The following is a 15,196-nucleotide window of genomic DNA, read 5'->3' as shown; positions in this document are numbered from 1 at the left end:
TTTGTTAATATTATCATTGCGATAGCCAGGGGAAAGCCTGTTGATAACTACGCTTGTGAAAGATTATCCACAGGTTTGCCATTCTCTGCCACGTATCTTTCCCCATGTGGACAAACCTGTCTCGTTCCACCTTGGTTCTTGCGACTTTTCCACTGCCTTTCTTGCCCCCTGATCTGCCCCCGGCTTTCCCACGCAGTTATCCACAAATCTGTCCCGATCCGGGCTTTTCAGATGCCTGCACAAAGGTTATCAATTTGACCAAGATGCCGAACCAGACCGCGCCCCTGCCTGATCCGCAACCACTGGCCCAGATCCCGCTTGCCGGAGTGATTGGCTGGCCGGTGGCTCATTCCCGTTCACCCGTTCTGCATCAGCACTGGTTGGACCGTTACAACATTCCCGGTCATTACGTCCCGCTTCCCATCCAGCACGATCATCTGGCCGAAGTGCTGCACGCCATGCCACGGATGGGCTTTGTCGGTGCAAATGTCACCATCCCGCATAAAGAGGCAGTTTTGGCGCTGGCTGATATTGTCACCGACCGGGCGGCGCTGATCGGGGCTGCGAATACGTTGATCTTTCGGCCAGATGGAAAGATTCACGCTGATAATACAGACGGTTACGGTTTTATTGCCAATATTCGCCAGATGGCACCGGGCTGGATTCCTGAACTTGGCCCGACCGCTCTGATTGGTGCGGGTGGTGCTGCGCGGGCGGTGGTGGCCTCGCTGCTGGAAGCTGGCGTGACCGAGCTGCGGATCGCCAACCGCACCCGTGTTCGGGCGGAACAGATCAAGGCCGAGTTCGGCGCCCGCGTCGTGGTTTATGACTGGGCGCAGGTCGGCAATATGATGGAGGGCGCAACCACGGTTGTGAATGCGACCTCGATGGGTATGACGGGCAAGCCGCCGCTGCGGGTGCCGATGGATGCGCTGGCCCCCGGCACGCTGGTCACGGATCTGGTCTATACGCCGCTGGATACGCCCTTCTTGCTGGAAGCCCGCGCCCGTGGCTGCGAAATCGTGGATGGGCTTGGGATGCTGCTGCATCAGGCCGCGCCGGGCTTTGAACGCTGGTTTGGCACCCGTCCCGAGGTGGATGAAGATTTGCGTCAGGCCGTGTTGGCATGACCTGTTTTCTTGGCCTGACCGGCTCGATCGGCATGGGGAAATCAACCACCGCAGGGATGTTTACTGAACTTGGTTGCCCCGTCTGGGATGCCGATGCGGCAGTGCATCGGCTTTACCAAGGCCCTGCGGTTCAGGCGGTCGAGACTGCTTTTCCCGGCACCACCGGCCCCGCTGGCGTGGACCGTCAGGCGTTGAAAGCAGCACTGGCGGCTGATCCGGCGGCGTTGAAACGGCTGGAAGCTATCGTGCATCCGCTGGTTGCGGCGGATCGTGCAGCATTCCGGGCGCATGTCACGGCCCCGCTGGCGGTGCTGGATATTCCACTGTTGTTTGAAACCGGAGCGGATGCCGAGATGGACGCTACGGCAGTCGTATCTGCCCCTGCGGATATTCAGCGGCAACGCGTGCTGGCGCGTGGCACGATGACGGCACAGCAGCTTGATTTGATCCTGTCCCGTCAGATGCCGGACGCCGAGAAACGTGCCCGTGCCGATTACATCATCCCGACCAATGACATGGACAGCGCCCGCAAGGCGGTCCGTGCCATTTATGCCGAACTGACAGGACAGCCCGATGCGTGAGATCGTTCTGGATACTGAAACCACCGGCTTTGATCCCGTCACCGGCGACCGCATCGTTGAAATCGGCGCGATCGAACTGCTGAACCATTTGCCGACGGGCCGCACCTATCACCAATATATCAACCCCGAACGGTCGATGCCGGCCGAGGCTTTCGCGGTTCATGGTCTTGGTGATGAGTTTCTGGCCGATAAGCCCAGGTTTGCTGAAATTGCGCAGGATTTCAGGGATTTCATTGGAATGGATTCGCGGCTGGTCATCCACAATGCCAGTTTCGACATGAAGTTTCTGAACTTTGAACTGAAAAAGGCGGGCCACCCCGAAATTGCTGCGCCACGGGCGTTGGATACGCTGATGCTGGCGCGGGATCGCTTTCCCGGTTCACCCGCAACGCTGGATGCGCTGTGCCGCCGCTTTGGTATCGACAACTCGAACCGGACGCTGCACGGGGCGCTGCTTGACTCGGAACTGCTGGCCGAGGTCTATCTGGAGCTGATCGGCGGCCGCCAGCCGGATCTGGTGCTGGACCAGCCGCAGGAAAAGACCGAAACCCAAACGGTCCAGACCGGCCCAATGACCCCACGTCAGCCCCGCCCTGCCCCGCTGCCCCCGCGCCTGACCGAAGCCGAGGCCGAGGCTCATGCCGGATTTATCGCCAAAATAGGCGAAGCAGCGATCTGGAACCGCTATTCCTGACGGCTGCGGGTTTGCCCGCCCCGGACGCTTTCCCCACAATGCAGCCAGCAACCCTAAAAGGACCACCATGCCCCTGCTGCGCGATATATGGCAATTTATCGCCGCCCTGATCGAGCGGATGGACAAGATCCATATGACGTTAATTGCCGCCGGTGTCGCCTTTTACGCGATGTTTGCGGTCTTTCCCGGCCTGGCTGCGATCATCGCGCTCTGGAGCCTCTGGCTCGATCCAATCGTCATTCTGGAATATATGCAGGTTGCAGAGGAGTTTATCCCTACGCAAGCCGCTGAAATCCTTCATTCGCAGCTCAGTGCGCTGATGTCCACGGCGGGCGGTGGTGGGCTTGGCTGGGCGTCGGCGCTGTCGATCCTGATTGCGACGGTTTCGGCAAGGGCTGGGGTGATGGGGCTGATTAACGGGCTGAATGCGGCCTATGGGGTGCGGTCACATTCGACGATTTTCGGCTTTTTGCTGGCCTATATGCTGACGCTGGCCATCCTTGGCGTCGTGCTGATGGGGCTGGTGGTGATCGTGGTGGTGCCGGTCGTGCTGAATCTGGTGCCGTTCAGCCCGCTGCGGGTGGCGCTGATCTCTTATCTGCCCTGGGCCGGGATGTTCCTGATTGTGCTGATCGGTATTGGCATCCTCTACCGCTATGGCCCCAACGTCAAAACCCCGCGCACGCCGCTGTTTACCGGCGGGGCGCTGTTTGCGGCACTGGCATGGGCGCTGGCCTCGCTGGCACTGTCGCAATATCTGGCCAGTTTCAGCAACTATAACCGGATTTATGGTTCGATCGGGGCGGTGATCGCGCTGTTGATGTGGTTCTATCTGGCGGGGTTTTCTGTGCTTTTGGGGGCGGTCATCAATGTAGAGCTGGACCGCCGCAAGCGCATTGCTGCCGCCCGCGCCGCAAGGCGCGAGCCGCAAAAAACTGCATGATTACAGCTTGATCTCATCCGAGGACGCAAAGAACATGGCCTGACTGACCGCCGAACGCACCTGTTCTTCCGAATAGGGTTTCGAGATCAGGAAAGCCGGTTCCGGGCGGTCGCCGGTCAGCAGGCGCTCGGGGAAGGCGGTAATGAAAATCACCGGCATTTCGCCCATGCTGTCCAGCAATTCATTCACCGCGTCGATCCCTGACGAGCCATCGGCAAGCTGAATGTCGGCAAGAATCAGGTCCGGGCGCTGTTCCCCGGCCAGCTTGATCGCCGCCGAATGGGTGCGGGCGATACCCGTCACCTGATGGCCCATGGCCTGAACGATGCCCTTCAGATCCATGGCGATGATGGTTTCATCCTCGATCACCATGACTTTGCCGGAAATTGCCCGGCCCATTTCATCCAGCGCAATGCGGATCAGTTCTTCGGCTTCGGCCTGTTCAACACCCATGACACGGGCAATCTGGTCGTAACGCAGTTCTTCGATGGTGCGCAGCAGCAGCGCCTCACGCGAATTGGGGGTCAGCCCGGTCAGATAGGCCTGCGCCCGCTCCTCGCGTGCGCTGCGCTCCTCGCCGGCAACAGGCTGGCCCGAGCTTTGCCAGATGGCGTGAAAGGTGCGGAACAGGGCGATCCGGGTTTCCTCACCATCCATCAGGCTGCGGTCGGCCAGAATGGCATCCAGCGTTGCAGCAGCATAATTGTCACCGGCGGTCTGACTGCCGGTCAACGCCCGCGCATAGCGGCGCAGATAAGGAAGTTCGCGCCCGATAGCTTGGGCAAGGTCAGCAGCAGCGGTCATATGAACCCCAAAAAAACACTATAGCCTCGGAACCGTGTCGGATAGGTAACGGTTATATCCCGTGCGCACAAGATGATCGGATGTTTAAGGAAATGAATACAAAGCGTGAAGAACGCAAACGGGCAGCAATCGAACAGCAAATCGACGAAAACCTTCGCCGCGTTTATCAACAGGATGTGACTCAGGAAGTGCCGGACCGTTTCCTGGCGCTTCTTCAGCAATTGCGCGAGCAGGATTGAAAACCGCATGACCACGAAAAATGTGACGGCCAAGCAGGTTCATGGTGATCCCCGCGATGAGCTGGTCGAGCATCTGCCCGCGCTGCGTGCCTTTGCCCTGTCGCTGACCCGTGAAGGGGCTGCGGCGGATGATCTGGTTCAGGATTGCATCGTCAAGGCCTGGACGAATATGGACAAATTTCAGGCCGGCACGAACCTGCGGGCATGGCTGTTTACCATTCTGCGCAATACTTTTTATTCCGCCCGACGCAAGACGAAGCGAGAGGTCAGCGACAGCGACGGCATCCACGCCGCGCGTCAGGCAACCCGGCCCGAACATGATGGCCGCCTTGCAATGAACGACTTTCGCACGGCCTTTGCGCAGCTTCCCGATGAGCAGCGCGAAGCGTTAATTCTGGTCGGCGCATCCGGCTTTTCCTATGAGGAAGCCGCGAACATGACCGGCGTTGCCGTTGGCACCGTGAAATCCCGTGCCAATCGTGGCCGTCGCCGTCTGGCCGAATTGCTGCATCTGGAGGAGGGCGAGGAGCTGGAAATGACCGATCCCGCCACGCTGGCGGTGATGGGGGCAAGCCTTCCCGTCTCGCGCTAGGTTCCGATGCGCCAGTTCATCCGCGACAAGTTCGAGTTCACCAAGGGTCTTGGCTTTCGTCTGGCCACGCTGATTTCCGTGGCGATCCTGCCGATCGGGCTGATCTCGGTCGTGCAGACGCTGAACCTGTCTGCCGAGGCTGAACACAGCGCCGAAGTCGCGCTGCTGGGGCGCACCTCGGCGGCGGCGGCGGGGGAACGCGCCCTGCTGCAAAGCGCGCTTGGCACCGCTGACGCGCTTGGCCCGGCAGTTCTGGAAACGCTGGATGAGCCGGAAAAATGCTCGGATATGATGCGCAGTTTTGTCGAGCGCAGCGCCACCTATATCTATGCAGGCTTTACCGGGCTGGACGGCACATCCACCTGCAATTCCGGTGCCGAGATGAACTCGGCCCAATCGCCGCATTACGAACAATTCATGCGCAGCCCCGGCACGCTGATTTCGCGGGTGGAAAACGCGCTGGTGCCGACGCGTGACATGGTTGTGGTTTCGCAACCACTGTATCAGGGCCGCAATCTGATCGGTTATACTGCGGTCAGCGTTTCGCAGGAATTGCTGCGTTCGACCCATGCGATTCTGGCTAATGATGACGATGCACAGATCATGACGTTTAATCAGAACGGTGATGTGCTGACGGCTTTCAGCGATGACAACGCCGCGATTACTGCGCTGTTGCCTGTGGGCAAGCCGCTGAACACGCTGAATCTTCATACGGATACCACATTCCGGTCGCGGGCGAATGGCGGCGAAGAGCTGGTCTATTCCGTGGTGCCGGTGGTGCCGGGGCTGGTCTATGCGCTTGGCGTCTGGATGCCCGCGCAAAGCGGCATGATGACCTTTGAGCTTGCCAAATTATCCGCGATTCTGGTGCCGATTTTGCTGTGGATTTCCTCGCTTGCGGTGGCCTATTTCGCTGTTTACCGGCTGGTTTTGCGCCATATTTCGGAGTTGCGCGGCCAGATGCGCCGCTTTGCCATCGGCAACCGGGATCAGGCCCCACCGGTGCTGAAAAGCGCCCCGGCCGAGATTGCCGACGTGTCGCAGACTTTTTCCAACATGGCCCGCATCCTGATGCGGGATGAGGCCGCGATGGAGGCTGCCGTTAACGAAAAAACCGTTCTGCTGAAAGAGGTTCACCACCGGGTCAAGAACAACCTGCAACTGATCGCCTCGATCATCAACATGCAAACCCGGATGATCGACGATCCTGACGCCAAACGGGTGCTACGCAGCGTGCAGGACCGGGTGGCCTCGCTGGCGACGATTTACCGCAATCTGTATCAGGCTGAACATCTGGATAAGGTCGATGCCGACCGGCTGATCGGGGACATCATCAACCAGATGGTCAATGCGCAGGTCGAGGCCGGGTCTGGTATGCGCGTGGAAACCCAGCTTGACCCGCTGACCCTGCTGCCCGATCAGGCGGTGCCGCTGTCGTTGCTGGCGACCGAGGCATTTACCAACGCGTTGAAATATGCCGGAACGCCCGAGGGGCACAGCAACCCCTGGGTCCGGGTGCGTCTGGAAACCGACGCAGAGGCGGGCCGCGCCACCCTGAGCATCGCCAATTCCATGGGTCCGGGTGCGATTGCCGCCGAAGGCACCGGCTTGGGCAGCCAGTTGATCGAGGCGTTTTCGATGCAGCTTGAAGGCGAAGCATTTGCAGGGGTCGAAGGTGATGAATACCATCTCAGCCTGCAATTTGCCGTTGATACGCAAGCGATCCAGCAGGATCAGGATTTGCGCCCGGTTCTTGTGACTTCGGCGGCGCGGCCCGGCGCCCGGCATTAGGCTTGCACCAGACGGCGGCTGCGCTAGAAGCAGGGTATGACTGAACTTGCCCGCCTGCCCCATGCCGATGCCGACCTGACCGCGATGCTGGCGCGATGCCTGTCCTTTGACCTGCGCCCCGGCGATTGCCTGCGGTTGCAGGGTGATCTGGGTGCAGGCAAGTCGCATTTTGCCCGCGCCCTGATCCGCACCCGGTTGGGCGACCCTTGGGCCGAGGTGCCTTCACCGACATTCACGCTGGTTCAGGCCTATGATGCCCCGGATGGTTCCGAAATCTGGCATGCCGATCTTTACCGCCTGTCTGATCCCGCCGAACTGGCCGAGCTTGGGTTGGAGGACGCTTTTTCCAGCGCCATCACCCTGATTGAATGGCCCGACCGGGGTGAGGGCCTGCCGGACAATGCGCTGGTGGTTCAGATAACAGCGACGGATGATCCAGACTTAAGGAGTATCAGCCTTTTGGGCGATCCGGGTCATTGGGGATTTGTGCAAAGGGCGGCTCAGAAAACGGTATTACTGCACCGTTCGGGTTGGGCCGCGGCAGATATGACTGCGCTGGCCGGGGATGCCTCGTCGCGGCGTTATTTCAGGCTGTCTCGTGGTGATGAATGCGCCATTCTGATGGATGCTGCGCCGGGGTCTTGCGGGCCGTATCTGGCCATGACCGGCTGGCTGCAGGAACGAGGTTTTGCCGCGCCGGAAATCTATGCGCAGGATGCAGAGGCGGGGCTGCTGCTGATGCAGGATCTTGGCGATGATCTGGTGGCCCGCGTGACCGATGCAGACCCCACCCTGACGGTGCCGGTTTATGACCGGATCACCGATTTTCTGGTCGAACTGCACCGCCACCCTGCCCCTGATGTGCTGTCGCTGGACGGGGCCGAACTGGCGCGTCAGGTCAGCCTGTTCGGTCTGCATTACCTGCCCGCTGTGGGTCTGGACCCGGCCCGTGCCAATGCTGTTGCCCCGGCCATTCAGGCGCTGTGGGATCAGCTTTGCGCGGATGTCGCGCCGGTTTGCGCCTTACGGGATTTCCATGCCGAGAACATCATCTGGCGCGGGGATCAGCCACTTGGGTTGCTGGATTTTCAGGATGCTGTTGCCGCGCATCCGGCCTATGATCTGGTCTCGGTCCTGCAAGACGTGCGCCGGGATCTGCCGCCTGCGCTGGAGGCCCGGCAAATGGCCCGTTATTGTGCGGCGACCGGCACTGATCCTGACCGCTTCGCGGCGGCCTATGCGCTGCTGGGGGTGGCGCGGAACCTGCGGATTCTGGGGATTTTCGCGCGGTTGGCGCAGCAGGACGGAAAGCGCCGCTATCTGGCCTTTATGCCGCGCACATGGGCGCTGATCATGCGCGATCTGGCGCATCCGGCGCTGGCCCCTCTTGCCGCTGCACTGGACGGTATCCCCGCCCCTGACCGGAGCCTGCTATGACCCTGCCCGTGATGATTTTCGCCGCCGGTCGCGGCACCCGTATGGCACCATTGACCGATACGATGCCCAAGCCGCTGATCCCCGTGGCGGGGCGCAGCCTTCTGGATCGGTCGTTGGATCTGGTGACGGATGCGGGGCTGGGGCCGGTGGTGGTGAATACGCATTACCTTGGCGATCAGATCCGCGACCATCTGGCGGGGCGGGATGTGGCGATTTCGGATGAACCCGTGCTGCTGGAAACCGGCGGCGGCTTGCGCAAGGCGCTGCCGTTTTTGGGGCGGGGGCCGGTGGTGACGCTGAACCCGGACGTGATCTGGACAGGGGCGAATCCTTTGGTCGAGTTGTTGCAGGCCTGGGATGCGGCACGGATGGATGCGCTGCTGGCTTTGGTGCCTTTGGCGCAGACGCATGGGCGCGTTGGTGGTGGGGATTTCTCGACTGATGATAGCGGCAGGCTGACCCGTAAGGGGGATCTGGTCTATGGCGGGGCGCAGATTATCAAGCCGGATTTACTACCAGATGTTGTTGATGAAGTTTTTTCATTAAACAAACTGTGGGATATACAGATGACCCAAGGGCGTGCCTTCGGGATGATCCATTCTGGCGTGTGGTGTGATGTCGGGCGGCCGGACTGCATCCCTCTGGCTGAGGGTCTGTTGGCGTGAAGGGGGTTTACGCGCTGCCGCCGGGGGTGGATTTCGCGTCCGAGCTGGTGGCGGGGCTGCTGGACCGGATGCAGGGCCAGCCACCCGAGGTTTTGGCGCGTGTGACCATCTGGGCCAATGCCGGAACGACGCTTTCCGCGCTGAAACAGGCATTTGACCGGCGCGGGCCGCTGTTATTGCCCCGGTTGCGGCTGATCTCGGATCTTGGTGCGGGCGAGGCGGTACCGCTGGCTTCTGCGCTTGCGCGGCGTTTGCAACTGGGCCGTCTGGTTGAGGGGCTGATTGCGCGGCAGCCAGATCTGCGGGCCGGGCAATCGGTGCCGGATATGGCCGGATCGCTGGCGGATCTGATGACCGAGATGCAGTTCGAGGGGTTGTCTGCCGACGCTCTGGACCGGATCGACGCGGGCCAACACGCCGGGCATTGGCAACGGATGCTGGCCTTTTTGCGCATTGCGGCTGATTTTTACCTTGGTGGCGATCCGGTGGACCGGGGGGTGCGTCTGTATCAGGCGGCGGCACGTCTGGCCGGGGATTGGGCCGAAGGGCGCAACCTGCCTGCCGATCCGGTGCTGGTGGTCGGTTCGACTGGCTCTTATGGCGCGTCGCGGCTGTTCATGCGGGCGGTGGCCGGGCTGCCGAATGGTGCAGTTGTGCTGCCGGGTTATGATTTTGACATGCCGGAAACGGTTTGGGGCAGTTTTGGCAACCAGCCTGATGACCACCCGCAGGCGCGGTTCCTGCCGTTCAGGGTGGATGCTGCGCCGCGCTTTTGGACGTGGGCCGCGGCCGCCTGCCCGGCGCGAAACCGGCTGATTTCTTTGGCTTTACGGCCTGCGCCGGTGACGGATCAGTGGATTGCGGATGGCCCGGCGCTTGGTGATCTGTTGCCCGCCACGCAAGGGTTGACGCTGCTTGAGGCCGACCAGCCGGGGCAAGAGGCTGAGGCAATTGCGCTGATGATCCGCAAGGCGGTGGGCGAGGGGCGGGCGGTGGCCCTGATCTCGCCTGATGAGGAGCTGAAACGGCGGGTCACGGCGGCGCTGGACCGCTGGCATCTGGTGCCGGATGATGGCCGGGGTCAGCCGCTTGACCTGACTGCACCCGGTCTGTTCCTGCGCCATATTGCGGCGTTGTTCGGGCAGGCGTTGACCATTGATGCGTTGCTGGTGCTGCTGAAACATCCGCTTTGCGCGACAGGTGGCGGCGGTGCGGCGCGGGGCAACCATCTGCGGCAGTTGCGCGAGCTGGAGCTGCATCTGCGGGCGCATGGCCCGGCTTTTCCTGATGCGGATGCGCTGCTGGACTGGGCCAGCCGGGGCGATCAGGCGCGGCAGGACTGGTCGCGCTGGCTGGCGGCGCAGCTTGATCTGTTGGCCGAGCTGGGGGCTGAGACCGGCCCTTCGCCCTTGCCCGCGCGGCTGGCCCGGTTGCTGACCGTGGCTGAGGGTTTGGCAGCGGGTGAAATCAGCACCGGGGATTCGCAGCTTTGGCAGGGGCGCGCGGGTCAGGCCGTGCGGGCGGTGGTGGATCATCTGACCGCCCATGCGCATCACGCCCATGATATGCCACCGGGGGATGTCGTGGCGTTGCTGGACTGGCTGCTGGCCGGAAATGTGGTGCGTCAGGATGTGCAGGCGCATCCGTTGATCCGGTTCCATGGCGTGCGTGAGGCCCGGACCGAGGTTGTGGCTTCGGATAACCGTCTGGTGATCCTTGCAGGGCTGAATGAAGGCAGTTGGCCTGCGCTGCCTGCGCCTGATCCGTGGCTGTCCCGGCAGATGCGGGCGATGGCCGGGCTGACCTTGCCGGAACGCGAAATCGGTCTGTCGGCACATGATTTTCAGCAGGGTATTGCCGCCGCCGAGGTGGTTCTGACCCGCGCCCGGCGTGATGCCGAGGCCGAGACTATCCCTTCACGCTGGCTGAACCGTTTGCTGAACTTGCTGGCGGGTTTGCCTGAACAGGGTGGGCAGGCGGCATTGCAGGCGATGCGGGCGCGGGGGGCGGAATGGCTGCGGCTGGCCGTGGCGGCGAACCTGCCGCAAGACAGCGTGGCACCTGCGCCGCGGCCCGCGCCGATCCCGCCCACGCCGGCCATTCGTCAGCTTTCGGTGACTCAGATTCGCAATCTGATCCGCGATCCTTATGCGATTTATGCGCGTTATGTGCTTGGGCTGCGGCCTTTGGACCCGCTGCGCCCGGAACCCGGCGCGGCGATGCGCGGGCAGGTTTTGCATCTGATCGTGCAGCGCCTGCTGACGCCGCCGCCTGCTGCTGAGACGCCGCCGGATGTGTTACGGGCGCGGCTGCTGGCGATCACCGACGCGGTTCTGGCCGAAAATGTGCCCTGGCCCTCGGCCCGGCTGTTCTGGCGGGCGCGGATCGAGGCGATTGCCGACCGGCTGGTGGCGGATGAACTGGACCGTGCTGCGCGTGGCACGCCGCGCGTGGTCGAGGAACAGCGCGGCATTGACATTGGCGCTTTCCGGCTGGTGGCCAAGCCGGACCGGATCGACGCTTTGGCGGATGGGACCGCGCATCTTTACGATTACAAATCCGGCGCGGTGCCGACGGCGGCGCAGATCAAGGCGTTTGACAAGCAACTGCCGCTGGAGGCCGCGATGGTCATGCGTGGTGCATTCCCCGAACTTGGCCCGGTGGATGTGTCGGGTCTCAGCTATATCCAGCTTGGCGGTGAAGGCGCCACCGTGGACCGCAGCATGAGCGGCGATGAGATTGCCGAGACATGGGACAGGTTCGTTGAGTTGATCGGGATGTATCTGTCGGGTCAGCGTGGCTTTACCGCCCGGCTGGCGATGGAAAACCTGAAGGATGCCAGCGATTACGACCATCTGTCGCGCTTTGGCGAGTGGTCTTTGGCAGATGAGGCGCAGCCGGAGATTCTGGGGGGTGGTGATGATGGATGACGCAACCCGTCGCCAGATTGAGGCTGCGGACCCCGCGCGTTCAACATGGCTGACAGCCAATGCGGGCAGCGGCAAGACGCGCGTGCTGACGGATCGGGTGGCGCGGCTGCTGCTGTCGGGCTGTCCGCCTGAACGTATTCTGTGCCTCACCTATACCAAGGCAGCCGCCAGTGAGATGCAGAACCGCTTGCTGAAACGGCTGGGGGCCTGGGCGATGCTGGCGGATGCGCCGCTGCGGGCGGAACTTATGGCGTTGGGGCCGGATCGTCTTCCCGACCTGTCTGCCGCGCGGCGGTTGTTTGCGCAGGCGATCGAGACGCCCGGCGGGCTGAAGGTTCAGACCATCCACAGCTTTTGCGGCGCGGTGCTGCGGCGCTTCCCGCTTGAAGCCGGGGTGCCGCATGGGTTTGCCGAACTGGATGAGCGCAGCGCTGGTTTGCTGCGGCTGGAATTGCTGGAGGAGATGGCGCTGGCGGATGATCCGGTGCTGGATGATTTGCTGTCTTTGGTAGGTGATGGCCGGCTGGATCAGTTTTTGGCGCTGGTGACGGCGGGAGATTTTGGTCAGGCTATCGATGAGGGCCAGATCTACGCGCAATTCGGTCTGACGCCGGGGCTGACCACCGCCGATCTGTTGGCGGATGTTTTTCTGGGTGCCGAGGCCGATCTGCTGGATGGGCTGATCCCGGCGTTGCAGGCGGGGAAGGCAACGGATCAGAAGGCTGCCGCGCGTCTGGCGGAGGCGGACTGGACCGCGCCGGGGTTGGATGATCTGCTGGTGCTGGAAGCCATTCTGCTGACCGGAAGTGGTGCGAAAGAGCCTTTTACGGCCAAGATTGGTGGTTTCCCGACCAAGGATACGCGCGCAGGGCTTGGGGTGTTGCAGGATCGGCTGGAAGATCTGATGCGCCGGGTCGAGGCCGCCCGGCCGCGCCGTCTGGCCTTGCAAGCAGCCGTCAGGACCGCCGCGCTGCATCGGTTCGGCCATGCCTTTGCCAGCCGCTATGCCGCGCGCAAGCTGGAACGGGGCTGGCTGGATTTCGATGATCTGATCCGGCGGACGGCTGCGCTGCTTTCTACCTCGGCCATGGCGCAATGGGTGCTGTGGCGGCTGGATGGTGGCATTGACCATATCCTTGTGGACGAGGCGCAGGACACCAGCCCGGCGCAATGGCAGGTGATCCGGCGGCTGACGGATGAGTTCACCAGCGGTCAGGGCGCAGTGACGGACAAGAACCGGACCCTGTTCGTGGTGGGCGATCCGAAACAGTCGATCTATTCCTTTCAGGGTGCCGATATTCGTGTGTTTGAGGCGATGCGTGATGCCTTTGCCGGGGATTTTGCGCAGATTCAGCAACCGATGCAGCAAACCGGGCTGGCGCATAGTTTCAGGTCCTCACCCGCCATTTTGCAGGCGGTGGATGCGGTGTTTCAGGGCGATGCGGGCGAAGGGTTGGGGGTGCCGCCGCGTCATATCGCCTTTCATCAGGATATGCCGGGGCGAGTTGATCTGTGGCCTGCGATCCCCAAGCCGGAAAAGCCGGAAAAGGGCGACTGGTTCGATCCGGTGGATATGCCCGCTCCCGATTCCGAGATCGAGCGGCTGGCCGAGGCGGTGGCCGAGCAGATTGCCGGGATGATCGGCCAGCCGATTGCGACCTCGCAAGGGGTGCGGGCAATTGATGCGGGAGATGTGCTGATCCTTGTGCAGCGCCGCAATACGCTGTTCGAGGCGCTGATCCGGGCCTGTAAGGCGCGCGGTCTGCCGGTCGCGGGGGCGGACCGGCTGAAGCTGGCGGCGGAACTGGCGGTGCGGGATATTCGCGCGGTATTGGCCTTTCTGGCGACGCCCGAGGATGATCTGTCGTTGGCCTGTGCCTTGCGCTCGCCCTTGCTGGGGCTGTCCGAGGCCGAGCTTTACGAGCTGGCCCATGGTCGTAAGCGCGGGGAATATCTGTGGGCGCGGTTGCGCGACAGCCGGTTTCAGGATCAGCGGACGGTGCTGTCTGATTTGCTGGACCGCGCGGGTTTTGACCGGCCTTACGAGGTGATCTCGCGTCTGCTGACCCGGCATCAGGGGCGCGACCGCCTGCTGGCGCGGCTGGGGGTCGAGGCCGAGGACGGGATAGACGAGCTGCTGTCGCAGGCGCTGGCCTATGAACGGTCAGAGCCGCCATCGCTGACCGGGTTTCTGGTCTGGTTGTCGGGCGATGATGTCGAGGTCAAGCGTCAGCCCGGCAGCGGTGCAGGGCTGATCCGGGTGATGACGGTGCATGGCTCGAAAGGTCTGGAAAGCCCTATCGTGATTTTGCCGGATACGGCCAAGCGCCGTGCGCCAGCCGAGGGGATGCTGGTGCCTCGTGACGACGCGCCGGTGTTGTGGCGTGGGGTCAAGGATGAGCGCCCGGCCCTGATCGCGGAGGCGGCAGAGCAGCAGCGGGACCTGCAAGAGCAGGAGCGGCGGCGGTTGTTGTATGTGGCGCTGACGCGGGCGGAAAGCTGGCTGATTGTGGCGGCGGCAGGCGATGCTGGCGAGGGGCTGGAAAGCTGGCATAGCATGGTGGCTGAGGGGCTGGCCCGTAGTAGTGTTGATTTGGAAAAGCTGCCTTGTGATTGGGGTGAGCATATTCTGCGCCTGTCATATGGCGACTGGCCACAACTCGCAGGGGATAGGGTGCCGGTTGCTGATACCGTTCCGCTGCCGCTGCCGGACTGGTTGCATCAGATGCCGCCGGCGACACCCGTGCCGGTTCTGCCGGTTGCGGCAACGGCGCTGGGTGGCGCCAAGGTGCTGGCCGGGGATGCGGTGCCGGATGACAGCGCGACTGACCGGGGCGTGGCGATGCTGCGCGGTACGCGGTTGCACCTGTTGCTGGAATTGTTGCCCGGTCGTGATCCCGCCTCTTGGGCAGAGACCGCCAGTATCGCGCTGGCCGGGGCTGAAGGTGGGCTGCCTTTGGGGCCGGAACTGGCGGAACTTCTGGATGAGGTTGGCACGATCCTGACGGCCGAAGTGTTGGCCAGTGCCCTTGCGGCACCCGAAGGTGGTGTGGTGCTGACCGAAGTGGCGCTGACCGCGCCCCTGCCCGGCGGACGGCCGCTGAACGGGATTGTTGATCGGCTGATCGTTGCACCGGATCGGGTTGTGGTGATCGACTATAAGTCCAACGTGATCGTTCCGGCCCGTCCCGAGGACACGCCCGAGGGAATCCTGCGGCAAATGGCTGCATATCATGCGGCGTTGCGGGGGATTTATCCGGGCCGTGTGGTTGAAGCGGCGGTGTTGTGGACCTCGGCCCGCGAACTGATGCCGCTGCCCGATGCGCTGCTGGAACAGGTCTGGTCTGCAATCCCCGCCCCTTGACCCGCACGGTCTGGCTGCCTAGCTGT

12 protein-coding genes are annotated in these 15,196 nt (G+C 62.6%); 11 read left to right on the top strand and 1 reads right to left on the bottom strand.

Going from position 1 to position 15,196, the window contains the following annotated elements:
* Positions 1 to 263 precede the first annotated feature (263 nt).
* From Q4G24_RS09250 to Q4G24_RS09235, 4 genes are all read left to right on the top strand, one after another.
* Complete coding sequence (locus Q4G24_RS09250; protein ID WP_303366322.1) at positions 264 to 1,130, top strand: shikimate dehydrogenase; 867 nt, start codon at positions 264 to 266, stop codon at positions 1,128 to 1,130.
* Complete coding sequence (gene coaE, locus Q4G24_RS09245) at positions 1,127 to 1,711, top strand: dephospho-CoA kinase (RefSeq protein WP_303366236.1); 585 nt, start codon at positions 1,127 to 1,129, stop codon at positions 1,709 to 1,711. Before Q4G24_RS09250 ends, coaE begins: the two co-directional genes overlap by 4 nt.
* Positions 1,704 to 2,405: a DNA polymerase III subunit epsilon gene (dnaQ, locus tag Q4G24_RS09240; RefSeq protein WP_303366235.1), complete on the top strand. Its 702-nt coding sequence runs from the start codon at positions 1,704 to 1,706 to the stop codon at positions 2,403 to 2,405. Before coaE ends, dnaQ begins: the two co-directional genes overlap by 8 nt.
* Positions 2,406 to 2,472: 67 nt before the next feature.
* Positions 2,473 to 3,348: a YihY/virulence factor BrkB family protein gene (locus tag Q4G24_RS09235; protein WP_303366234.1), complete on the top strand. Its 876-nt coding sequence runs from the start codon at positions 2,473 to 2,475 to the stop codon at positions 3,346 to 3,348.
* Here the strand turns inward: Q4G24_RS09235 and Q4G24_RS09230 are convergent, their stop codons facing one another.
* Complete coding sequence (locus Q4G24_RS09230) at positions 3,349 to 4,152, bottom strand: response regulator (RefSeq protein ID WP_303366233.1); 804 nt, start codon at positions 4,150 to 4,152, stop codon at positions 3,349 to 3,351.
* 80 nt (positions 4,153 to 4,232) lie between these two features.
* Between Q4G24_RS09230 and Q4G24_RS09225 the strand changes: the two genes are divergently transcribed.
* From Q4G24_RS09225 to addA, 7 genes are read left to right on the top strand one after another with little or no spacing between them, the layout of a single operon-like run.
* Positions 4,233 to 4,391 carry a NepR family anti-sigma factor gene (locus Q4G24_RS09225; protein WP_368660939.1) on the top strand — a complete coding sequence of 53 codons (159 nt, stop codon included), beginning with the start codon at positions 4,233 to 4,235 and terminating at the stop codon, positions 4,389 to 4,391.
* Between the two features lie 7 nt (positions 4,392 to 4,398).
* Positions 4,399 to 4,983 (top strand): RNA polymerase sigma factor, encoded by a 585-nt coding sequence (locus Q4G24_RS09220; RefSeq protein WP_303366232.1) that lies wholly within the window; start codon positions 4,399 to 4,401, stop codon positions 4,981 to 4,983.
* Positions 4,984 to 4,989: 6 nt separating this feature from the next.
* Positions 4,990 to 6,774 (top strand): histidine kinase dimerization/phosphoacceptor domain -containing protein, encoded by a 1,785-nt coding sequence (locus Q4G24_RS09215; protein ID WP_303366231.1) that lies wholly within the window; start codon positions 4,990 to 4,992, stop codon positions 6,772 to 6,774.
* A gap of 36 nt (positions 6,775 to 6,810) precedes the next feature.
* Positions 6,811 to 8,211 (top strand): tRNA (adenosine(37)-N6)-threonylcarbamoyltransferase complex ATPase subunit type 1 TsaE, encoded by a 1,401-nt coding sequence (gene tsaE / locus Q4G24_RS09210; protein WP_303366230.1) that lies wholly within the window; start codon positions 6,811 to 6,813, stop codon positions 8,209 to 8,211.
* Positions 8,208 to 8,876: a nucleotidyltransferase family protein gene (locus Q4G24_RS09205; protein WP_303366229.1), complete on the top strand. Its 669-nt coding sequence runs from the start codon at positions 8,208 to 8,210 to the stop codon at positions 8,874 to 8,876. The genes tsaE and Q4G24_RS09205 overlap by 4 nt, the downstream gene beginning before the upstream one ends.
* Positions 8,873 to 11,806, top strand: a complete 2,934-nt coding sequence (gene addB, locus Q4G24_RS09200; RefSeq protein ID WP_303366228.1) for a double-strand break repair protein AddB — start codon at positions 8,873 to 8,875, stop codon at positions 11,804 to 11,806. Before Q4G24_RS09205 ends, addB begins: the two co-directional genes overlap by 4 nt.
* On the top strand, positions 11,796 to 15,170 hold the full coding sequence (addA, locus tag Q4G24_RS09195; protein WP_303366227.1) for a double-strand break repair helicase AddA: 3,375 nt from the start codon (positions 11,796 to 11,798) through the stop codon (positions 15,168 to 15,170). Before addB ends, addA begins: the two co-directional genes overlap by 11 nt.
* Positions 15,171 to 15,196 lie beyond the last annotated feature (26 nt).

This window comes from Paracoccus sp. (in: a-proteobacteria), from assembly GCF_030538695.1.
Taxonomy (GTDB): domain Bacteria; phylum Pseudomonadota; class Alphaproteobacteria; order Rhodobacterales; family Rhodobacteraceae; genus Paracoccus.
The sequence above is the reverse complement of the archived record's forward strand: the minus strand, read 5'-3'. Positions and strand labels throughout refer to the sequence as shown.